At 60.0% G+C, this 19,444-nt stretch carries 24 protein-coding genes and 1 tRNA gene; 11 read left to right on the plus strand and 14 right to left on the minus strand.

Features of this window, described 5'->3' with window-relative positions; genetic code table 11:
* Positions 1-36 precede the first annotated feature (36 nt).
* Positions 37-507: a transcriptional regulator NrdR gene (gene nrdR, locus GOX88_RS00255; protein ID WP_170324479.1), complete on the plus strand. Its 471-nt coding sequence runs from the start codon at positions 37-39 to the stop codon at positions 505-507.
* The gene (gene ribD / locus GOX88_RS00260; RefSeq protein WP_170397612.1) at positions 504-1,604 is read left to right on the plus strand and encodes a bifunctional diaminohydroxyphosphoribosylaminopyrimidine deaminase/5-amino-6-(5-phosphoribosylamino)uracil reductase RibD; all 1,101 of its coding nucleotides are present in this window, start codon (positions 504-506) and stop codon (positions 1,602-1,604) included. Before nrdR ends, ribD begins: the two co-directional genes overlap by 4 nt.
* On the opposite strand, the gene GOX88_RS00265 is transcribed toward ribD, so the two are convergent.
* The 3 genes from GOX88_RS00265 to GOX88_RS00275 form a co-directional block, all read right to left on the minus strand.
* Positions 1,601-3,601, minus strand: coding sequence for a capsular polysaccharide biosynthesis protein (locus tag GOX88_RS00265; protein ID WP_170397616.1), 2,001 nt, complete (start codon positions 3,599-3,601; stop codon positions 1,601-1,603). The genes ribD and GOX88_RS00265 overlap by 4 nt on opposite strands.
* Positions 3,601-4,698, minus strand: coding sequence for a polysaccharide biosynthesis/export family protein (locus GOX88_RS00270; RefSeq protein ID WP_170397619.1), 1,098 nt, complete (start codon positions 4,696-4,698; stop codon positions 3,601-3,603). Before GOX88_RS00270 ends, GOX88_RS00265 begins: the two co-directional genes overlap by 1 nt.
* 124 nt (positions 4,699-4,822) lie before the next feature.
* Positions 4,823-6,121: a capsule biosynthesis protein gene (locus tag GOX88_RS00275; protein WP_170397622.1), complete on the minus strand. Its 1,299-nt coding sequence runs from the start codon at positions 6,119-6,121 to the stop codon at positions 4,823-4,825.
* A gap of 137 nt (positions 6,122-6,258) precedes the next feature.
* Here GOX88_RS00275 and GOX88_RS00280 point away from each other — a divergent pair, with 137 nt between their 5' ends.
* The 6 genes from GOX88_RS00280 to GOX88_RS23680 all read left to right on the plus strand — a co-directional run bounded on the left by GOX88_RS00280 (position 6,259) and on the right by GOX88_RS23680 (position 10,974).
* Positions 6,259-6,846 carry a riboflavin synthase gene (locus GOX88_RS00280; RefSeq protein ID WP_170397625.1) on the plus strand — a complete coding sequence of 196 codons (588 nt, stop codon included), beginning with the start codon at positions 6,259-6,261 and terminating at the stop codon, positions 6,844-6,846.
* A gap of 109 nt (positions 6,847-6,955) precedes the next feature.
* Positions 6,956-8,077: a 3,4-dihydroxy-2-butanone-4-phosphate synthase gene (gene ribB, locus GOX88_RS00285; protein WP_170397628.1), complete on the plus strand. Its 1,122-nt coding sequence runs from the start codon at positions 6,956-6,958 to the stop codon at positions 8,075-8,077.
* 2 nt (positions 8,078-8,079) lie between these two features.
* Entirely contained in the window at positions 8,080-8,631 is a 552-nt protein-coding gene (locus tag GOX88_RS00290) for a 6,7-dimethyl-8-ribityllumazine synthase (RefSeq protein ID WP_170397632.1), read from the plus strand.
* A complete protein-coding gene (nusB, locus tag GOX88_RS00295) occupies positions 8,628-9,110 on the plus strand; it encodes a transcription antitermination factor NusB (protein WP_170397635.1) in 483 nt (160 codons plus the stop codon). Before GOX88_RS00290 ends, nusB begins: the two co-directional genes overlap by 4 nt.
* 59 nt (positions 9,111-9,169) lie before the next feature.
* Positions 9,170-9,466 (plus strand): hypothetical protein, encoded by a 297-nt coding sequence (locus GOX88_RS00300; RefSeq protein ID WP_170397638.1) that lies wholly within the window; start codon positions 9,170-9,172, stop codon positions 9,464-9,466.
* A 125-nt stretch (positions 9,467-9,591) separates the two neighbouring features.
* Positions 9,592-10,974 (plus strand): PIG-L deacetylase family protein, encoded by a 1,383-nt coding sequence (locus GOX88_RS23680; RefSeq protein ID WP_170397641.1) that lies wholly within the window; start codon positions 9,592-9,594, stop codon positions 10,972-10,974.
* A gap of 207 nt (positions 10,975-11,181) precedes the next feature.
* Here GOX88_RS23680 and GOX88_RS00310 read toward each other — a convergent pair whose 3' ends face one another.
* The gene (locus tag GOX88_RS00310) at positions 11,182-11,607 is read right to left on the minus strand and encodes an SRPBCC family protein (protein ID WP_170397644.1); all 426 of its coding nucleotides are present in this window, start codon (positions 11,605-11,607) and stop codon (positions 11,182-11,184) included.
* Entirely contained in the window at positions 11,604-11,924 is a 321-nt protein-coding gene (locus tag GOX88_RS00315) for an ArsR/SmtB family transcription factor (protein WP_170397647.1), read from the minus strand. Before GOX88_RS00315 ends, GOX88_RS00310 begins: the two co-directional genes overlap by 4 nt.
* Positions 11,925-12,038: 114 nt before the next feature.
* Between GOX88_RS00315 and GOX88_RS00320 the strand changes: the two genes are divergently transcribed.
* A complete protein-coding gene (locus tag GOX88_RS00320) occupies positions 12,039-12,470 on the plus strand; it encodes an MmcB family DNA repair protein (protein ID WP_170397650.1) in 432 nt (143 codons plus the stop codon).
* A 4-nt stretch (positions 12,471-12,474) separates the two neighbouring features.
* Here GOX88_RS00320 and GOX88_RS00325 read toward each other — a convergent pair whose 3' ends face one another.
* Complete coding sequence (locus GOX88_RS00325) at positions 12,475-12,663, minus strand: DUF6324 family protein (protein ID WP_170397653.1); 189 nt, start codon at positions 12,661-12,663, stop codon at positions 12,475-12,477.
* A 77-nt stretch (positions 12,664-12,740) separates the two neighbouring features.
* On the opposite strand from GOX88_RS00325, the gene GOX88_RS00330 reads away from it, so the two are divergent.
* Together GOX88_RS00330 and GOX88_RS00335 are read left to right on the plus strand one after the other, a co-directional pair.
* On the plus strand, positions 12,741-13,223 hold the full coding sequence (locus GOX88_RS00330) for a GNAT family N-acetyltransferase (RefSeq protein ID WP_170397656.1): 483 nt from the start codon (positions 12,741-12,743) through the stop codon (positions 13,221-13,223).
* 47 nt (positions 13,224-13,270) lie between these two features.
* Positions 13,271-13,347 (plus strand) — tRNA-His (locus GOX88_RS00335).
* A 102-nt stretch (positions 13,348-13,449) separates the two neighbouring features.
* Here GOX88_RS00335 and GOX88_RS00340 read toward each other — a convergent pair.
* The 8 genes from GOX88_RS00340 to GOX88_RS00375 all read right to left on the minus strand — a co-directional run bounded on the left by GOX88_RS00340 (position 13,450) and on the right by GOX88_RS00375 (position 19,413).
* Complete coding sequence (locus GOX88_RS00340) at positions 13,450-14,256, minus strand: ABC transporter permease (RefSeq protein WP_170397658.1); 807 nt, start codon at positions 14,254-14,256, stop codon at positions 13,450-13,452.
* Positions 14,253-15,140: an ABC transporter permease gene (locus GOX88_RS00345; RefSeq protein WP_170400215.1), complete on the minus strand. Its 888-nt coding sequence runs from the start codon at positions 15,138-15,140 to the stop codon at positions 14,253-14,255. The genes GOX88_RS00340 and GOX88_RS00345 overlap by 4 nt, the downstream gene beginning before the upstream one ends.
* A gap of 71 nt (positions 15,141-15,211) precedes the next feature.
* Entirely contained in the window at positions 15,212-15,925 is a 714-nt protein-coding gene (locus tag GOX88_RS00350) for a transporter substrate-binding domain-containing protein (RefSeq protein ID WP_170397661.1), read from the minus strand.
* Positions 15,926-15,958: 33 nt separating this feature from the next.
* Positions 15,959-16,735, minus strand: a complete 777-nt coding sequence (locus GOX88_RS00355) for an ABC transporter ATP-binding protein (RefSeq protein WP_170397664.1) — start codon at positions 16,733-16,735, stop codon at positions 15,959-15,961.
* Positions 16,736-16,881: 146 nt separating this feature from the next.
* The gene (locus GOX88_RS00360; protein WP_170397667.1) at positions 16,882-17,613 is read right to left on the minus strand and encodes a PhnD/SsuA/transferrin family substrate-binding protein; all 732 of its coding nucleotides are present in this window, start codon (positions 17,611-17,613) and stop codon (positions 16,882-16,884) included.
* Positions 17,610-18,047 (minus strand): TerB family tellurite resistance protein, encoded by a 438-nt coding sequence (locus GOX88_RS00365; protein ID WP_170397670.1) that lies wholly within the window; start codon positions 18,045-18,047, stop codon positions 17,610-17,612. The genes GOX88_RS00360 and GOX88_RS00365 overlap by 4 nt, the downstream gene beginning before the upstream one ends.
* A 20-nt stretch (positions 18,048-18,067) precedes the next feature.
* Positions 18,068-18,517, minus strand: a complete 450-nt coding sequence (locus tag GOX88_RS00370) for a TerB family tellurite resistance protein (protein ID WP_170325500.1) — start codon at positions 18,515-18,517, stop codon at positions 18,068-18,070.
* 122 nt (positions 18,518-18,639) lie between these two features.
* Positions 18,640-19,413 (minus strand): isocitrate lyase/PEP mutase family protein, encoded by a 774-nt coding sequence (locus GOX88_RS00375; protein WP_170397673.1) that lies wholly within the window; start codon positions 19,411-19,413, stop codon positions 18,640-18,642.
* Positions 19,414-19,444 lie beyond the last annotated feature (31 nt).

The raw sequence follows: 19,444 nt of genomic DNA on the forward strand, positions 1-19,444 counted from the left end.
CAAAAAGAGGCCGAACAAGGGACGAGGAGACGGCGGATGCGCTGCCCGTTTTGCGGAAATATCGACACTCAGGTCAAAGATTCACGCCCGGCAGAGGATCACGTCGCGATCCGCCGACGCCGGTTTTGTCCCGCATGTGGGGGGCGGTTCACCACGTATGAACGCGTGCAGCTGCGCGATCTGGTGGTAATCAAAACCAATGGAAAACGCGAAGATTTCGACCGGGACAAACTGGAACGCTCGATCCGGATCTCGATGCAGAAGCGCCCGATTGAACCGGATCGGATCGACCAGATGATCTCTGGTATCGTGCGGCGTCTGGAAAGCATGGGGGAAACCGATATCCCCTCCAGCAAGATCGGCGAGATCGTCATGGAAGCTCTGGCGCGGATCGACACCGTGGCCTATGTTCGTTTTGCAAGTGTGTACAAGAATTTCCAGGCGGCCGATGATTTCGAGGAATTTGTCCACGAACTGCGACCGCCGCAGCCTTCGACGGACGAGTGAGCGAAACTGATAAGCGATACATGGCGCTGGCCTTATCATTGGGTCAGCGCGGTCAGGGCACGTGTTGGCCCAACCCGGCTGTGGGTTGCGTCATTGTGCGTGATGGTCGGATCGTCGGGCGCGGCTGGACCCAGCCAGGTGGTCGTCCGCATGGCGAAACTCAGGCGCTGGCACAGGCTGGTGAGTCTGCGCGCGGGGCGACGGCCTATGTCTCGCTGGAGCCCTGTTCCCATCACGGTCAGACCCCCCCATGTGCCGAGGCGCTGATCAAGGCCGGTGTGTCGCGGGTGGTTTCGGCGATTGAGGACAGCGATCCGCGTGTGGCCGGGCAGGGCTTTGCCATGCTGCGCGAGGCCGGGATCGAGGTCACTACCGGCGTTCTGGCCGATCAGGCCGCGCGGGACCACGCCGGGTTCTTTCTGAAGACGGAACAGGGGCGGCCATTCGTAACACTTAAGCTGGCCAGCAGTTTCGACGGGCGGATCGCAACCTCCAGCGGTCACAGCAAATGGATCACTGGGCCAATAGCGCGCCGCGCAGTCCACGCCATGCGCGCGCGGCATGATGCAGTGATGGTGGGGGCAGGAACGGCGCGGGCGGATGACCCATCGTTGACGGTCCGAGATCTGGGTATCGAAGCGCAACCGGTGCGGGTTGTCGTCTCACGCCATCTGGACATCCCGCTGATGGGGCAACTGGCCCGCACTGCATCGCAGATACCGGTCTGGCTCTGCCATGGCCCATCCCCGGACCCCGAGCGCGCCCGCGCGTGGGAAGGGCTGGGCGCACGTCTGATCCCTTGTGCGTTGGAAGAGCATCACATTGATGCCGCCGACCTGCTGCAGCAGTTGGGGCAGGCCGGGCTGACGCGCGTCTTTTGCGAAGGTGGATCGGCGCTCGCTGCGTCTTTGCTGGCCGATGATCTTGTGGATGAACTGGTGGGATTCAGTGCGGGTCTGACAATCGGGGCCGAGGGTCTGTCAGCCATCGGATCGCTAGGCTTGGAAACACTGGACGCGGCCCCGAGGTTCGAGTTGATCGAAGCTCGTGCCGTCGGGCCGGATGTACTGCATCGTTGGGCGCGGTCGCTGCGCTAACGGCGGCGCCACAGATGCGCGTGCGTGGCAAATGCGCCCTGCAATTTCGATAGCAGACGGAGGGGTCGACCGCCTTGGCGGTCAAACCCTTCGGTCAGGCGTTGCACCGCAACCTCGACAGGGCAGGGTTGTCCGGTGACCGGGTCCATATAGCGTGGATAGTCGATCAGGGCCGCATGCACCAATCCCAGCATCAAAGGTCGCGCCCCCCGCCGCACCGGGACCGTTCCCAGATCTTGCGTCAGCCCCCAGCCAGCATAGAAAGGCGCGCCAAGCGTGGTAACGCGAACCCCGCGCAACAGGGCCTCGAACCCAAGCAGAGAGGTCATGGTCCAGACCTCCTGCACCTGCGGCAGCAGGGCAGCAGGATCGGTGTTTCTGGCGATTACGTCGGCAAGGCTTTCGTCTTCGATTTCTCCTTCGCGCAGCCCGGCTTCGACATCGGGGTGCGGCTTGTAGATCAGGATCGCATTCGGGTTCGCCTCGCGCGTTGCACGCAGCAGGTCAGTGTTGGTGCGCACCGTGGTGGTGCCCAACAGGATCGAGGCATCGTCGTGTACCTGACCAGACACAAGAATGCGGTGTCCTTGGGGCAAGTCGGGGGTAGCACCTTCGGTGTTGTATTTGCTGAGTTGACCCGCAAGGATCTGCGCCACCAGACGCTCGGCCCGCAGTTCCTGATCCGGGCGCAGGGTTTCACGGGCTGCGATCATTTCCTCCAGCCTGCTGGGGTGTGTCGGGTCGTAATAGATGCCCAGATCATCGGTCGCCAGCGACAGGGGCGGCACCAGACTTGCGCCCAGCCCGCGAGACCGCAGAAACCCGTCTTCGATCCGGGTCGCGTCTTCGGCACCACGGGCGTGGCTGGCCCAAACCATATGCGGGCGGTCAGCCACTTCCGGAGGTTCAGAGGTAAACCTGATCTTCTTCTCGCGCCCGAACATCTGCTGTAGGTGCTTGCGCTTCCACAGGCGCATTCCCGACGCGGTCCATCCCTTGTGGTCCTGCCGCCACGCGCGCGTTTGCGCCTCAAGCGTGTCCAGAACGGTTTCCAACTCGCACAGTTTGTCCCCAAACGGGTCATACCAAGTGGGGTACAGGATCATCGCCGCTGCAAACAGCTGCGCCCGGGTCAGGTTGCGCTGGCGGCGCGGAAAGTGCTCTTCGTCCTGTGTCAGGCCCCATCCTGCATAGAAAGGCTGGCCAAAGACACGCGGTTTGTGCCCGGCCAAAATCGCCTCGAACCCAAATTGCGACGACAGGGTGTAGACGCCCGTTGCGCCTTCCAGCAGGGTCCAGGGGCTGATGGGCGTATCGATGAACGAGATCCTGTCGGACAGGTCCTGATCCGAGAAATATCCGCTTCGATGTCCTGCGACAGTCTCCGGATGCGTCTTGATCAGAATGTGCGCGCCGGGGTTTTCCTCTTGGGCCATGACCAGCATTTCACGGAAACGGGCGTAGTCGCCCTTGCTGGCAACCACCGAGGCATCGTCGTGCGCCTGATCAACCACCAGAACATAGCCGGGGTCGGGGGGCGGCAAGGTAGGGTCGACCGCCGAATACTTGCTCAGGTGCAATTCGCGCACTCGTTCAATGCCATATCTGGCCCGGTTCAGCAGCGCGGTGTCGTCCAACGGATGCGTGGACAGTAACGTCTCGAGATCGGAAGGCTGCGCCGGGTCGAAATGCACGCCGGACCGGTCCAGCAGAAGGCCCAGTGGGGGCTCGCCAGCCCGCCCTGGATGCAGAGACCGTAGAAAGGCATCCTCGACCCGCAGAACCGGTGCCTTGTGCCGAGCCGCAATGGTCAGGCCGCGATGGGCCGTCGGACTGTTGCCCCAAACGCCGACGACATCCCCTTCGCCGGGAAAGCCCAGTCGGATGTCATAGCCCGAGAGGTTCAGGATACGCCGCACACGGCGCTGGGTCAGGAAGCCACCATTGTAGACATACAGCCGGGCGCGCTGAGTCCCGGCTGCTGCGTCGGGTTGCATCAGCCGCCCGTCAGTGTGGTGACATTTGCAAGCGGCGTCAGGCCGCCCGCGATCAGCGAGATCGACTTGCTCCACTGTGCATACGGCGCTTCGGTGACATAGATCGTGTCATCGTCTCGAATGACGAAGTCCCGTGCGATGAACAGCCCGTTGGGCGCAGTGAGGTTCAGCAGATAGATCATGCGTTGATCGCCCTGCAAATCTTGGCGCCCCATGACCGAGCGGGCGATGTCCTGCCGCTCCTTGCGCAGAACGAAGATACCGGTCGGGTCCGAGGACAGCGATTGCAGCCCGCCCACCTGAGCCAGGGCCTCAAGCGCGGTCAGGTCCTGTGTGTCAAAGGCCACACGAGATTGGCCTGTCGCCCCCAGCGCGATGTAAGACCGGCTGTCCGCCTCAACCAGAATGCGGTCGCCGCCGCGCAGCGCAACATCCAGCCTGGGGTTGCGGAACAGGTCGTCATACCAGACGGTCCCGCGTTCGTTGCCGCGGATCAGCGTCACAAGTGCGATATCCGAACCAACGGCGACGCCACCGGCTTGCGATAGCATTCCAAGCAAGGTTCGGCTGGGTCGTTCGATCGGATACACGCCCGGCGCACTGATTTCCCCGGACAGCGAGACAGTCGAACCATTGCCTGCAGTGCGGCGCACTTCGACTTGTGGGTCGGGTGTCTGGTCCTGCAGTTTGCTGGTGATCAACTGGCGCAGTTGCTCGGGCGTGTTGCCGGCTGCGCGAATACGTCCGGCATAGGGCACAAAGATGAACCCGTCGCTGTCCACCTGTACCTCCGCAAGCGAAGTGGCCGCGCTGAGTTCGCTGGACAGCAGACCATCATCAACGTTTTCCCAGATCGTCAGCCCCAGAATGTCGCCAGCCCGAACCGTATCCGCGGTCAGGTTCGGCGCGCTGCTGAAGGCGGCTGAAAATCCGTATTGGGGGACGGCTGAAGTCGCCTTTGTAACCCGATCATCAACCTCGACCACAAAGGCATTGCCGCCATTCGCTGTTGAACCTGACAAAATTTCGGTCTTATTGGGGCCCGCTTTGGGAAGCTGGCACGCAGCCAGCAGGCCAATTGCGGCCACAAGGGACATCCCCCGTATCCATCGGATTGGAAAGCGCTGCACTGCCGGTTATCCTCAGTCGTCTTTGTTTGGTCTTTTGTTTGGCGCAGGCTACCCGGTTCGCGCGACAACTTCTAGCGCCAACCGGCCTATTTCACTCAACCACCTTCAACTGTGGCGTCAGCGCCTCGTTGTGGGTCAGGACCGATTGATAGGGGTCTTTGGCATCCAGCATCATGTCCGCCACGCCCCGCAATAATTGCCGCCGACCGCGCTGCGAATAGAAACCTCCGGGCAACTGGCTGGTTTTCAGCAGGAACTGGCGATAGCTTTGATAGGCCGCCTGGTCCGGCGGCATGGGGTCGGCAAAAAACGCGGCCAGCGGCTGGCGTGACACGAACTCGGGCTTGTCATAGACCGACCTGCCGAAAATGCGCAGAGGGATACCGCGCCACAGAACCTGCTGACCTGCGGTTGAGTTGATCGTGACGGCTGAATTGGCCCCATTCAAAAGCTTTGCGAGTTTACCGCCGGGCACATAGTGCACACGATCTGCGATACCATGCGCCTTTGCCAGCTGACGCACGCGGCGGCGCAGGGGCTCGCGGTGGTTTTCAAGCGGGTGTTCCTTGACCACCAGCCGGTGATGCGCCGGGGCGCCATCCGCGAAGCCCTGAAAAACATCCTTTAGAAAGTCCGACATGCAGGAATAATTCGAGTGCGCCTGAACCGAGCTGTCATGCCCCAGTTGCAGCAGAACCAAGTGGTAGGGGTGCCCGTTGGCCAGCACCCTGGCCGTTGCCCAGCGGCGTTGAATTCGATGAAACGGCATCAGGGCCAAGCGTTTGAAATACAGCCTGAATTCCTTTGAAACCGGCAGGTCTCTGTGTCGCCTGAAGTTACGGTAGCGCCGGTTCAGAAACAGCACGAACCAGTGATACAGCGCACCATAGAAAATATGCTGCCGCATATCCCCCCAATGTGACGGCGGCGGTGGCACCTGCAAAACGGATTGATCCATTGCCTGCTGCATTTGCCCGACATCCAGCGACATCAGGCGCGAGTTGCCGTTCGAGCCGATCCGCTCATACGTCACCCACCAGGGGCGCAAGTAGCCTTCTTCGAAGACATGGACGGTAACGCCCTTGGCCTGGGCAACCTTCACGGCCTGGGCATGAACCGGACGTGTATCGCCATAGAGGACGATATCCGTGACACCCCGGTCGTCGATCAGTTCCGACAGCCGGTCCGGCCAGCGCTCGGGGGCATCGCGAAAGGGTATGTAGGATGATTTGTCGAACCAGAAGACCTGATCGCCCGCGTTGAAGCCGACGCGCCAGATCTCGGCCCCCGTCGAACGCAGCATCCGCGCGAGGCTGCTGAAGAACGGACCGTGTGGCCCCTGCAGAAACAGGAAGACTCGGCGTTTCGGGGCTGTTGTGGGGGATGACATCAATACTGCTCTGGCCGCTTGTTGATGAATTTATGCCCGTTTCGGTCATTTGCGGCAAGGTGGGGCTTGCCCGTAAGGCTGGTTGGGCTTACCTCGGCGGGGAACATTGAACCGGGTCAGGAATAAGGGTTAGCGGAATGTTTACAGGGATCGTAACCGATGTGGGCACCGTCACCGAGCTGGATCAACAGGGCGATCTGCGGGCCCGGATCAAGACGGATTATGACACGGCAGGTATCGATATCGGCGCCTCGATCGCAAGCGATGGTGTCTGCCTGACCGTCATTGCACTGGGCGATGACTGGTACGACGTTCAGATCAGCGCCGAGACGGTTTCGAAAACCAATCTCGACAACTGGACTGTCGGCAAGCGCGTCAATCTGGAGCGCGCCCTGAAGGTTGGTGACGAGCTGGGCGGGCATATCGTGTCGGGTCACGTGGACGGCGTGGCGGAAGTGGTTGCCGTTCAGGACGAAGGTGACAGCACTCGTGTTACCCTGCGCGCGCCCAAGGAACTGGCGCGGTTCATTGCGCCCAAGGGATCGGTTGCGCTGAACGGCACCTCTCTGACCGTTAACGATGTGGATGACTGTGACTTCGGGATCAACTTCATCCCGCACACCAAAGAGGTCACGACCTGGGGGGACGTTGCGGTCGGTGACAAGGTGAACCTTGAGATCGACACGCTGGCCCGCTACGTCGCGCGTCTGGCCGAGATGTCCTGAGTTGCGCTGCAACGTCGCGTCCTGACCTGACCTTGCCGTCTGCGGGCTGGCCTTTGGGCGCGTCGTGGTCTATCCACCCGTTCAAACATGCTCTGCGAAAGGCTGCCTCATGAGCTTTGAAACCCCCGGACCCGTCGAAGCGCAATTGCGTGAAGCGATCAGCCCGATCGAAGAGATCATCGAAGAGGCGCGCAAAGGCCGGATGTATATTCTGGTCGACCACGAAGACCGCGAGAATGAGGGCGATCTGGTCATCGCTGCCGAGTTTGCGGATGCCGAGGCGATCAACTTCATGGCCACACACGGGCGCGGACTGATCTGCCTGCCGATGACCGCCGAACGTGTGGATGCGCTGGGCCTGCCGATGATGGCCGTGAACAACTCGTCCCGTCACGAAACCGCATTCACCGTGTCGATTGAAGCGCGTGAGGGCGTATCGACCGGCATTTCGGCTGCTGACCGCGCGCTGACCGTGGCGACTGCGATCAACGAACAGAACACGATGGCGCATATCGCCACCCCCGGACACATCTTCCCCTTGCGCGCCAAGCGGGGTGGGGTGCTGGTGCGCGCGGGTCATACCGAGGCCGCCGTGGATATCTCGCGCCTGGCCGGACTGAACCCCTCGGGCGTGATCTGTGAGATCATGAAAGCTGATGGCACCATGGCGCGTCTGCCCGATCTGGTGGAGTTCGCCAAAGAGCACGACATGAAGATCGGTACGATCAGCGATCTGATCACGTACCGGTCGCGCAACGATAATCTGGTGGTTGAAACTTCGCGCGAAACCGTGACGTCGGAATATGGCGGCGAATGGGAGATGCGTCTGTTCACCGACCAGACCCACGGCATCGAGCACGTCGTGATGATCAAGGGCGATATCACTACGCCCGAGCCGGTCCTGACCCGCACCCACGCCCTGCACGAAGCGCCGGACATTCTGGGCCTTGGCCCCAAGTCGTCACGCGAATTGCCGCGCGCGATGGAAAAGATCGCCGAAGAGGGCCGCGGTATCGTTTGCCTGTTCCGTCAGCCGCGCAACTCGCTGTACGCGGCTGAGGACGAAGGCCCCCGTACCATCAAGCAAACCGGCCTGGGCGCACAGATCCTGTCCAAGATGGGCATTCAGGAACTGGTGCTGCTGACCGACTCGCCGGAAACCGTATATCTGGGGCTCGACGCGTTTGGCCTGTCCATCGTCGGTACCCGCTCCATTCTCAAGGATGACTGATCGTGGCTGAACAAGACAAACACGGGGTTCTGCCGACTCCGACATTTGACAAGCCGGTGAAACTGTTGATCGTGGTGGCTCCGTTCTATCGCGCAATCGCCGACAATCTGGTTGCCGGTGCCACGGCCGAGATTGAGGCCGCAGGCGGCACCTGCGAGGTGGTCGAAGTTCCCGGCGCGCTGGAAATCCCCACCGCCATCGCTATGGCAGACCGTCAGTGTAATTTCGACGGCTATGTCGCGCTGGGCTGCGTTATCCGCGGTGAGACCACGCATTACGAAACCGTCTGCAACGACTCCAGCCGCGCCATTCAGCTGATGGGCCTGCAGGGCCTGCTGATCGGCAATGGCATTCTGACCGTGGAAAATGACGATCAGGCTGAAGTCCGCGCAAATCCCGAAAAGATGAATAAAGGTGGCGGAGCAGCCGCTGCGGCCTTGCATCTGATCTCACTCAGCCGTAAGTGGGGCGCCTCACAAAAGGGCGTCGGCTTCAAGCCCCCGTCCGAGTCCATCCTTGTGGCGGGCGACAGCAACGGACCCACGACAGCATGACCCAGACAGACGCGCCGAAACCGGCTAACCAGAAACGCCTGATGAAATCCGCCGCCCGGCTTTACGCCGTGCAGGCGCTGTTCCAGATGGAGCAGTCGGGCCAGACGACCGAACAGGTTGTGAACGAGTTTCTGGATCACCGGTTTGGCGCTGTCTATGAGGGCGAGGAAATGCTGGACGGCGATACTCGCGTCTTCCGCAAGCTGGTTGAGGATGCCGTGAACTATCAGGCCCCGATCGACCAGATGACGGACCGTGCGCTGGTGGCCAAATGGCCCATCGCGCGCATCGACCCGACCCTACGCGCCACGTTCCGCGCGGCTGGGGCGGAGTTGACCCAAAGCGACACGCCGCCCAAGGTTGTGATCACCGAATTCGTTGACGTGGCGCGCGCTTTCTTTCCCGACGGCAAGGAACCGAAATTCGTCAACGCCGTGCTGGATCACATGGCGCGCGAAGCCCAGCCCGAGGCGTTCTGACGCCTTTACCCCGGGCTTATATGCGCTAAACTGAATGTCATAGTGCAAGGAGAGTCGCCATGCCCAAACTGATCCGGTTGTATATCACTCAGGTTGCCTGGGGGTTCGTGATTTCGGCGATGTTTGTCGGTGTTCTTCTGGCCCTGAACGTTGCAAACCTGCGCCATCTGATCACAAGCTCGGAAATGGGCCTGATCGCGCTTGGCATGATCTGGTTCATGAACGGGATCGTCTTCGCCGGGGTGCAATTCGCCTACGCGATCATGAGCATGGCCGAAAAGCCGCAGGGGCCGCGCCGCGGAACGCCGGTGGCCGCTGAATTCGAGCCCGTGATGGTCAAGGCCGAAAACAGCTGATACCAGACTCAGGACTGGCGGACTTACCTTTTCGTACCGATTGCGCGTTAACCGCTTGAATGTCGGAACATGTTGCCATCTGATGTCGGCCAAACACACCAACCGGCAGCGAAAGAGCATATCCTGTGAACACCAGAACTTACGAAGAGGTCATCGACTCTCAGGCCTTTCGCGAGGATCTTGCAGACCTGAACCATGCCATTGCAGAAGGGCTGAACCGGGCAGGCGAACCTGTCGCAATCAACGGGAATGTTTGCTACGGCCATATGCAGCCGGACTTTCATCTGAGCGATCTGGAACCCGGGATGGAACCCAAGCGGCGGGCTCTGCACCTGTTGGCGCAGGACAGTTCTTGTTTTGTTGAGGTCGGCGTCGCCGGGGGACATGCAGCCTTGCTGGCGTTGCACTCCAACCCTGCGCTCAAGTTCATCGGGATTGATCTCGGGCAGCGGCTTAGGGCGTCCTGGCCGCCGGTGGACATCTATGTTCCGATTGTTTTCAAGTGGTTGGAAGACAGGTTCCCGGGGCGGGTCAAACTGTACATGTCGGACGCCATCGACGGGTTGCGTCAGGCGGCGGCCGAACAGCCCTTTGGCCCGATTGACCTGTTGCATCTGGACGCGCTCAAGAAAACCAGAATTCAAGAGGTCGAGGCTGTTTGGTCGGGATTGGCCGGGCGCTGCCACCTGTTGCAGGGCGACAATAAGAACGGCCATGTCCAGGCCAGTTCCGAGAAAATGATCGCAGAGGGGCGGGCGCGTCGGGTTACTTCCTCAAGCTTTCAGGATATCCAAAGCGCGACTTACGATGTTTTGACGACCGGGCCGGACATTGTCGCAAGCAAGGTCAGTTTCGAAAACCTGATGGGCCAACGAATATTGCTTTGTGTGTGCCATCAGGATGACGAGACGTTGTTTTGTGGCTCGACCCTGTCACGCCTGAAGGGCAAGGCGGATGTGACGGTCGCCAGCTTCTTTCGACCCGCGCCCAACCGCCGTGATACAAACACGCGCGAGGCAGCCATGCAGCGCGTATGTGATGCAGTCGGGGCCCGGAGGGTTCAGTTTCCCTTTGCCGTCGAAGAGGATCACAGGCGGTTGCGGCGCTTTATCAAGATGCCGTCCGAGCCCGCGGACAATCCCCCCGAGCTGCTGCGCCCTTTGCACCGCCATCCTCTGTTCGACCTGCTGAACGGATCGGCCTTCGCTCTGATGCAGCAGGTCAGACCGTCGACCATCATCACCCACAATCACGTGGGAGAGTACGGCCACATTGAACATGTTCTGCTGCACCATGCGGTTATGCAGGCTGCACGGCGGTATCAGGACGCAAATGTCCTGAGCTTTGGTGTCGGGCTGCGCGATGCTGATTTTGTTGTACCGTCCTGGCCCGAGCGGAAGAACCAGCTTTTCGACGAATACATGCCGCAGTGGAAAGGGCGGAACATGTATGATTTTGCTCTGTCGGACGAGGGATTTACCAAACAGGACCTTTCGGACGACGGTTAGGGGGTGATGTGGCGGGACCACCAGTCAACCGTGCGGTGTGATTCCCGAGGACCTGTATGTACAGGTGGGCGCCAGGTAATCAGGCCAGGACCTGAACAGAGCCAGCCCCCTCGGAATTGCTTAAGGCCACCAGAATGCTACCAGTCACAAGAAGGGCAGAACCCGCCACGCGCCTAAGTAGGGGCTGCGGCGGGTTTGCACAAGGGGTCAGGCATCAACTGTTTCGTGCAAGGCGGTGCGCATTTTGCCGAAATGCTCATCCCAGCCGTTATCGAGCGACAGGATCAGGCCAAAGGCTTCTGCCCCCTGTGGCAGGCCTTCGTGGTGCAACGCTAGCCGTGTGCCGCCCGGTACGGGCTCTAGTGTCCATTTGACCACGCTGACTGCATCTCCCATGGGTTTAACCGTGAATGTGTATTCAAGATACTCCGGCGGGCGGGCAACGCGCACTTCGCCCCAGATCAACAAGTCGCCACTGGTCGTTCCGAACATCTCAAGCTTTTGACCGGCAGCTAGGGGGCGTTCGGGTTTGTGAAACCACTCGGCCAGCCGGTCGGGATCGGTGAGGTAAGTCCAAACAGTTTCCGGTTCAGCTCGTAGAAAAATCGTTTTTTGCAGAACGGAATGGGTCATCTGTCTTTCCTTTCAATGGCTTCTTTCAGGTTGTTCAGGCGTTCGTCCCAGAACTGGTCGAAATAGCTGAGCCAGTCCAGAACAGGGGCCATGCCCTGCGGTTCCAGTCGGTTTATACGTTCCCGCCCGCGCGTCTCGACCGTGATCAGACCGCCATCTGACAAGACGGTCAGGTGCTTTTTGACGGCGGCGCGGGTCATGTCGAACCGCTGTGTCAGTTGTGCGATGGTCATTTCCTGCACAGCGAGCATCTGCACGATGTCTCTGCGGGTTGGGTCGGCCAGCGCACGAAATGCGTTTTGGGTTTGAGACTGCATTTGCGTCACCATTAGCGATACCTTTTGGTATCACATATTTGGAGTACCAAATGGTATCATGTCAAGTGTGAAGTGGTTCTTGATTTTTGTTCATGAATTGTTCACATTTCTCAGATGACCCTTGATCTGCAACCCGGACAGAAACTGGCCCGTGGCGTAGCACGCCATTTATGGGCACATGGCTTTGTTTCTGTTGAGGAATTCGTGCCAGCCCGTGGTTTGCGTGTCGATGTCATGGGGCTGGGCCCCAAGGGTGAGCTGTGGGTGATCGAATGCAAATCCAGCCGTGCGGATTATCAGTCGGATTCCAAATGGCAGGGCTATCTGGAGTGGTGTGATCGCTTTTTCTGGGCCGTGGACACAGACTTTCCGACCGATCTGTTACCTGCGGAATCCGGCCTGATCATCGCCGACGCCTACGACGCCGAGATTGTTCGAATGGCACCGGAAGATAAGCTTGCCCCGGCGCGGCGCAAGAAGATGATCCAGAAATTTGCAGTGGATGCCGCCCGGCGGTTGCAGGCGCTGCGTGATCCCCGGATCTGAAGGCTTAACTTTTGACGGCACGGGCTGCCTGCGCTGCTGCGCGGATTTCGTCTGCGATTTCCTCGGCCTCTTCGGGATCGAAATCCATTGGAATCTCGATGCCATCTGCCTCGATGAACAGCCGTATCATGCCTTGATCGGTGGGACCGATCTGCAGGTTTGCCTGAATTTCGCGTTCGGTGTTGATGCCCATGTTCGCCTCCGGGACTGAGCGTTCGTGCTAGCGCGCAAAGGGTTGAGAATCAAGCTGCCTTTGCGGTCAGATGCATCATGGAGAACGTCCGGATCAGACCCTTTCGCCCCACAGACACGCCCTGGCTGGTAGAGCAGCACCACAGGCTATACACGCGGGACGAAGGGTTTGACGCCTCGTTCGGTGCTCTGGTGCAGCGCATTCTGGACGACTTTACCGCTGACCACGACTCGACGCGCGAGCGGGGTTGGATCGCCGAACACGCGGGGCAACGGTTGGGCAGCATCTTCTGTGTCGGGCTGGATGATCAAACCGCAAAACTGCGGCTCTTCCTGCTGCCGCCAGAGGTCCGGGGGCAGGGGCTGGGAAAGCGGATGCTGGACACCTGTACGGGCTTTGCACGCAGCGTTGGGTACGCAGAAATGCGGCTGTGGACCCATGAAAGCCACAGGGCGGCCTGTGCGCTGTATCGGGCGAACGGGTGGCAGTTGCTGGACAGCAAACCGGTGCATTCCTTTGGGGTCGATCTTGTCGAACAAAGCTGGAAAATTCGGCTTTAATCCTCTTGCATTCCCCCGGCGCGTTCGGTACATCGCCCCTCACGAGTGCCGCCTTAGCTCAGTTGGTTAGAGCGCTGGATTGTGGATCCAGAGGTCCCCTGTTCAAGCCAGGGAGGCGGTACCATCTCTCTCAAGCTGCATTTGATACAGCGCACGTGGCGCGCACTGCTCTGCTGCTTCGATTTTCAGATTTTTCTGGCCCAAGAGACTACTGGCGCGCCTGCTATCAGCGCGCCAAGTTCAGTCTCAGCTTCATTTTGGTCCGTTTGGCCACGGGCAGGTGTCGGTTCAAACGCTTATTGACCACACCGAATCCCCAGATGACGACCAGCGTCAGCAGGATGAAGTAGAAGGCCAGAATCGGGTAGGGGATGAACGGGTTGAACGTCTTGTCCGCGAAATAGCCTGCGTAATACAGCGCGTCTCCGCGCTGTTGCCACACCGGGAAGGCCGAAAAGAAGACCAGCGTGGTGGCGTGGAACAGGAAGATCGCCTCGTTCGTATAGGCGGGCCAGGCCAGACGCAGCATGGTTGGCCAGACGATACGGCGAAATCGGGACCAACCGGTCATGCCATAGGCATCCGCAGCTTCGATATCGCCCTTGGGGATCGATCGCAGCGCGCCATAGAAAATCTCGCCCGAGTAGGCTGCGGTATTGAAGAACAGCACGATCAGCGCCCCCAGCCAGGCTGACGTCAGCGCGTCGAGGAACGGAAAGGTCTGTTTCAGCGACAGGAAGAGGAAGTAGGCAAAGAAAAACTGGATAAACAGCGGGGAACCCCGGAACAGGAATATGAACCATTCCGCCGGCTTGCGCAGCCATTTGTTCGTGGATGCCTTACCCAATGCCAGCGCTGTGGCCAGGAAGAATCCGGTCGCCAGTGCCATGATCCCGAAATAGATGTTCCAGATCATGCCCGAGCCGATCAGAGTGAACTGCTCGCACAAGGTGAAATCGTTTCGGGGTAGAAGACGCTCGCCAATGCCGAGTGAGCGCAGGCCGTAGTCCTGGATGGTTTGGATACAGCTCATGCGGTGGTCTCCTTGCGCAGCAGCTCTCCGCCCGAGGTCGCCTGACCGTGGGACAGGCGGCGCATCAGCCGTTCAAGACCGATCTCTGAGATGCGGGTCATGCCCAGATAGAACACAAGCAGGGCGAGGAAATACCACATGCGCCAGTCACCATGGGGGTATTGGGTGAATTTCGGGTTCTTGAAGCCGCCCAGTTCGCGTGCCCAATAGACGATGTCCTCGATGCCCAGCAGGAACAGCAACGGTGTGGCCTTGATCAGCACCATCCAAAGGTTCGACAGGCCGGGCAGGGCGTATACCCACATTTGCGGCACCAGAATGCGCCAGAAGGTCTGGCGGCGGGTCATGCCGTAAGCCTCGGCCGTTTCCAGCTGGGCGTGCGGGACGGCGCGCATACCACCGAACAGGACGTTGGCGGCAAAAGCGCCGAAAACGATGGAAAAGGTAATTACAGCCAGAAAGAACCCGTAGGTTTCGTGCACCCATTCCGGTGCAGTACCCAGCGGCAGCTTGGCAGCCTGACAGACGATGAAGTCATTGCCCTGCCGGATAGGATCAGTCCATTCCGGGCAGAGGATCTTGTGGCGCGTCCACTCGAATGCCTGATCCAGTGCGATCACGAAGAACATGAAGAAGGCGATATCCGGCACGCCGCGCACGATGGCGATATAGCCCTTACCCAGCAAGCTGAGCGGCGGGAAGTGCGACCGGGCTGCCATTGCCCCCAAAAAGCCGAAGCCAAGTGCTACCGGCGCGGTGATCGCAAGCAGCAGCAGCACCTTGAAGAAGGACAGATAGAACAACCAGTGCACACCGTTGGTCAAATAACAGGAGAACCAACGGAACGTGCCGAGTGTTTCGGGATCAGTGCAGAACGAGAAGATAGCGGGCCTCTTTGACTGGCAAAGGCTCTGAGGCGGCGCGCCCTAGGGGCAGGCGCGCCGCAGAGTTCAAATCAGAAGGTCGAGGACACTTCCCACTTGGTGATCAGCTCGTTCAGGCTGCCGTCGTCCTTCATGGACTGGATGGCTGCGTTGAACTTTTCTTTCAGATCACCGTCGGATTCACGGATGCCCATGCCGACGCCACCGCCCAGCGGGACTTCATCGCCAACAAAGAGCAGGCCCGAGCCATCTTCGGTGAAGGGCGCGAGGAAGGATTTGTCGGCAAGAACCGCATCCGCTTCGCCACTGCGTACAGCTGCGAGGGTTTCTTCCGGGTTTGCGAACTCAACCAGAGTCGCGCCGGAATCAGCAATATAGCCCGCCTGAATGGTGCCTGTTTGTGCCGCGATTACGCCACCCGCCAGATCAACTTCTTCGGACATCGCCAGATAGGCCGACGGGTCCGGCGGCGTATAGTTCTGAGTGAAGTCGATGACCTCGTCACGCTCGTCAGTGATCGACATGCCAGCAATGATTGCGTCGTAGTTGCCCGACACCAGGTTCGGAATGATCGAATCCCAGTCGTTCTTGACCCATTCGCATTCCAGATTGGCGCGCTTGCACAGCTCATCGCCCAGCTCACGCTCGAATCCGTCGATCTCGCCAGCGTCGTTGACGAAGTTCCACGGTGCATAGGCCCCTTCGGTGCCCAGACGGATGGTGTCCGCCATGGCCATACCAGCGCCAAGCGCCAGAGCCGCAGTGGTCAGGATCAGTTTTTTCATTGGATACTCCCCAGTTTGTTTTCTGATCTGAAGTTAAGCCGCCTTTGTGGCGGATAGAAAGCCCCGAAGTCGTTCGGATTCGGGGGACGTGAAGATATCTTCCGGCAGACCCTCTTCTTCGACCAAACCCTGGTGCAGGAACACCACATGGCTTGAGATGTCGGCGGCCATTTTCATGTCATGAGTCACGATGATCATGGTGCGGCCTTCGGCGGCCAGATCCTTGATCACCTTGATGACTTCCTGTTCCAATTCGGGGTCCAGCGCCGAGGTCGGTTCGTCGAACAGCAGCGCCTCGGGCTCCATGCAGAGGCCGCGGGCGATGGCGGCGCGTTGCTGCTGACCACCAGAGAGCTGCGCCGGGTAGACGTCACATTTGTCGCCGATGCCTACTTTTTCCAGGTATTTGCGGGCGCTGTCCTCAACCTCTTTCGGGTCGCGGCCCAGCACGGTGACGGGGGCCTCCATCACGTTTTGCAGGATGGTCATGTGGGCCCACAGGTTGAACTGCTGAAACACCATCGACAGGTTGGTGCGGATGCGCATGACCTGTTTCGGATCAGCGGGACGGCGGTGGTGTGCGTCGCCGGACCAGCGCACGGGCTCGCCCTTGAACAGGATCTCGCCCTGCTGGCTGTCTTCCAGCAGGTTGCAACAGCGCAGCAGGGTGGATTTCCCCGATCCCGACGATCCGATCAGCGAAACAACGTCCCCGCGTCTTGCCGTTATATCGACGCCTTTCAGCACTTCCAGATGGCCGAAACTTTTGTGGAGGTTCTTGATTTCGATGACGGGAGTGGAATCTGTCACGGATGGTCCATGTGTTATCGGTGTTGGTGCGGTAATAGGGCTTAAAAATCGGGGCAATGCAATGCGCAATTGACATCATCGGGGGCTGAAACGGTCAAATTGACCAAAGGTATTGGCCAAATCGGTCAGTGAATAAGCCCGATTGTCTAAACCTGAGACGGATTAGGGATCGACAGGTAGTCTTTTGCGGAGATGTCGATCAGGCCGCGAAGGTGCAGCAATTCGCGGTCCGAGGAGGAGAGGTCGCCAATCGCGGCGCGAACGGCGCGGGCGATTGCGGGGGTGTCCTGTCCTTTGGCGGTGATATAGGGCAGGGCCGGCGTCGGGGCTGTGGTCCCGGCTTCGCGCAGATCCGCGCCAAGGTCGGTATGCGCCTTGAGCATTTCCCATGTCAGCGCGTCCAGCGCTGCAAAATCGGCCTCGCCATCTGCGACTGCCGCGGCGGATTGCGCGTGACCGCCGGTTGCCATGATGCTGCCGGGCCGTAAACCACGCCCTTCAAGGTGAACCATCGGCGCGGCCCAGCCCGACTGCGACAGTTTTTCGTTGTAGGCAAAGTTGCCCGTTGCAAGCTGGTCCAGATCGCGAAGATCATTTTGACGGGCAACAAAAACAGAACGGTAATAACCGGGCGGGCAGCCTGCCAGCCCGTAGTCTGGCGTTCCGACCAGCTGAACTTTGCCGTGTAGCTGAGTGCGAAAGGGCATCCCGCAGGTCTGGGCAAAGGTCAGCTTAGGGTTCAGCCAGATGTCCCAGACATCCGCACCCCGGGTCAGGTGCTCGGGGCCATGGCCAAGATGATCCCGAATCAACGCCCAGAACCGGTCATTCGCCGGTTGCAGCGCGGGCATGTCATACATGCCCAGCATCGCAATCACGATTTGGCGGCCTTTTGGCGAGCCAGAGCGGAATCCACGTCGCTTACGCCTAGAAGGCTGACCACCAGTCGCAACAGCGAATCCTCCTCGCCAGACCGTTGTCCGTCGGCCAGAGCGACCGACCACATCGCCTGCACCACGGCGAGCCGGTCGTCATACGCAATTGCTTCCTTGATCGCGCGGGTGAAACGGACGGTGTCGGGGGCTTCGGCCTCAAGATCCTCGGCCCGGGCACGCAGCGCGGCCGCCTCGAACGGAGACAGGCCATAGCGCTGGGTCGAAATCTTGTCGATTCGGGCCATTTCGGTGTCGGCATAATCGTTGTCGGCCCGCGCGATACGCACCAGCAGGGCCGTCAGGGCAAGACGGGCGTCATCATCTGCAAGCGGGTCGGGGGCGGGCTGTGTCAGCCGGGCCAGAAAATCACTGAACATGTGTTAGATATAGAGAGGGTCTAACGCTCTTCCAAGCGTCTTTGCACTCGCTCGCGCGCGGTCTGGCTGTCGTTGAAACTCAGCCCCATGGCAATGCGCGCCTCTTCCACGATATTCATCTCACCTTCGTCGGAATTGCCATCGGCCAGAACGACCTCCCACAAGGCATCCAGCGCGGCAAGACGTTCGTGCAGATCGGTGGTTTCGCGGATCAGCTTACCGAACGTGTCGGTTTCCGGCGCGGCGGCGTGCAGCTTTTCACAGGTGGCTCGGACCTTGGCGGCCTCGATCGCGTTATGCTGATACAGCCGGGCAAGGATACGGTCGATCAGGCTGATTTCTTCAAGCTTGTAATCCCGATCCGCCTGCGCCACGCGCACCATGAGTGCACCCAGTGCCAGCTCGGCATCCGGGTCAGGCAGGTTGTCGTGTTGCGGCGGGCGAAAAGCCTGTAAGAACTTCTTCAACATGCCCAGAGGATATTCCATATTTTGTAGCCCGCCAAGCGCGGACTACCTGTCATGGGATCAAATAACACCGGGATTGCCATGTATGGCAAAAACACGCTGAGCGTGATCCCGGGGCTGGGGGATCAACCGTTCTGAATGGCCTGTTTTGCCTGCTCCTGCAGCCATCCCAGCATCTGTCGATAGGGAACGGGGCCATAGCTGATCCGGGCCACTCCCAATCCGGCAAGCGTGGCCGTATTCGGGGTGCCGGGCAGGGCGATGATGTTGACCGGCAGGGCGGTCGATTCGCACAAACGGGCGATCATTGCCTCGTCTTTCAGTCCAGGTGCGAAGAAGCCGCTGGCACCGGCATCGGCATAGGCTTTGGCCCGGGCAATTGCCTCGTCCAGCATGGCGTCTGAGTGGGTTTCAGGCTTGGCCTTCAGGAAGATATCAGTGCGCGCGTTGATGAAAGCCGGGATACCGGCTGCGTCGCAGCCTTCTCGCATAGCGCTAACCCGCGCTTCCTGCGTTTCAATGTCATAAAGTTCGCTGGTGCCGACGATCTGGTCCTCGAAGTTGAAGCCGATAACGCCGGTCTGCAATGCGCGTTGTACGTTTGCGGCCACCCCCAGCACGTCCTCGGCATAGGCCCCTTCGAAATCCAACGTGACTGGCAGATCAACCGCCGCGACGATCCGACGGGCATTGTCCAGCGCGGCGTCCATTGGGATGTTCTGACCATCGCCAAACCCTTGCGCCATCGCAACCGGAGCACTGCCGGTGGCGATCGCCTTAGCCCCCGCATCGCGCACGGCCCCGGCGCTGCCCGCATCCCAGATGTTGTAAAGAATGACCGGATCGCCCTTCTTATGTAGGGCTGCGAATTCTTCCGCTCGGGTGATCTGATTGGTCATGGCCGGTCTCCTGTCGCTGGGTTGCGGTCAG

Origin of the sequence: Ruegeria arenilitoris, assembly GCF_013030985.1 — a bacterium.
In the GTDB taxonomy this organism is placed as follows: Bacteria; Pseudomonadota; Alphaproteobacteria; order Rhodobacterales; family Rhodobacteraceae; genus Ruegeria; species Ruegeria arenilitoris_B.

Bases quoted from the DNA above. Each gene is read 5' to 3' on its own strand.
- nrdR (WP_170324479.1), top strand. From the start codon at position 37: ATGCGCTGCCCGTTTTGCGGAAATATCGACACTCAGGTCAAAGATTCA.
- GOX88_RS00265 (WP_170397616.1), bottom strand. From the start codon at position 3,601: ATGCAACCCGACGCAGCAGCCGGGACTCAGCGCGCCCGGCTGTATGTC.
- GOX88_RS00270 (WP_170397619.1), bottom strand. From the start codon at position 4,698: ATGTCCCTTGTGGCCGCAATTGGCCTGCTGGCTGCGTGCCAGCTTCCC.
- GOX88_RS00275 (WP_170397622.1), bottom strand. From the start codon at position 6,121: ATGTCATCCCCCACAACAGCCCCGAAACGCCGAGTCTTCCTGTTTCTG.
- GOX88_RS00280 (WP_170397625.1), top strand. From the start codon at position 6,259: ATGTTTACAGGGATCGTAACCGATGTGGGCACCGTCACCGAGCTGGAT.
- ribB (WP_170397628.1), top strand. From the start codon at position 6,956: ATGAGCTTTGAAACCCCCGGACCCGTCGAAGCGCAATTGCGTGAAGCG.
- nusB (WP_170397635.1), top strand. From the start codon at position 8,628: ATGACCCAGACAGACGCGCCGAAACCGGCTAACCAGAAACGCCTGATG.
- GOX88_RS00300 (WP_170397638.1), top strand. From the start codon at position 9,170: ATGCCCAAACTGATCCGGTTGTATATCACTCAGGTTGCCTGGGGGTTC.
- GOX88_RS00310 (WP_170397644.1), bottom strand. From the start codon at position 11,607: ATGACCCATTCCGTTCTGCAAAAAACGATTTTTCTACGAGCTGAACCG.
- GOX88_RS00315 (WP_170397647.1), bottom strand. From the start codon at position 11,924: ATGCAGTCTCAAACCCAAAACGCATTTCGTGCGCTGGCCGACCCAACC.
- GOX88_RS00320 (WP_170397650.1), top strand. From the start codon at position 12,039: ATGACCCTTGATCTGCAACCCGGACAGAAACTGGCCCGTGGCGTAGCA.
- GOX88_RS00325 (WP_170397653.1), bottom strand. From the start codon at position 12,663: ATGGGCATCAACACCGAACGCGAAATTCAGGCAAACCTGCAGATCGGT.
- GOX88_RS00330 (WP_170397656.1), top strand. From the start codon at position 12,741: ATGGAGAACGTCCGGATCAGACCCTTTCGCCCCACAGACACGCCCTGG.
- GOX88_RS00340 (WP_170397658.1), bottom strand. From the start codon at position 14,256: ATGAGCTGTATCCAAACCATCCAGGACTACGGCCTGCGCTCACTCGGC.
- GOX88_RS00350 (WP_170397661.1), bottom strand. From the start codon at position 15,925: ATGAAAAAACTGATCCTGACCACTGCGGCTCTGGCGCTTGGCGCTGGT.
- GOX88_RS00365 (WP_170397670.1), bottom strand. From the start codon at position 18,047: ATGTTCAGTGATTTTCTGGCCCGGCTGACACAGCCCGCCCCCGACCCG.
- GOX88_RS00370 (WP_170325500.1), bottom strand. From the start codon at position 18,517: ATGTTGAAGAAGTTCTTACAGGCTTTTCGCCCGCCGCAACACGACAAC.
- GOX88_RS00375 (WP_170397673.1), bottom strand. From the start codon at position 19,413: ATGACCAATCAGATCACCCGAGCGGAAGAATTCGCAGCCCTACATAAG.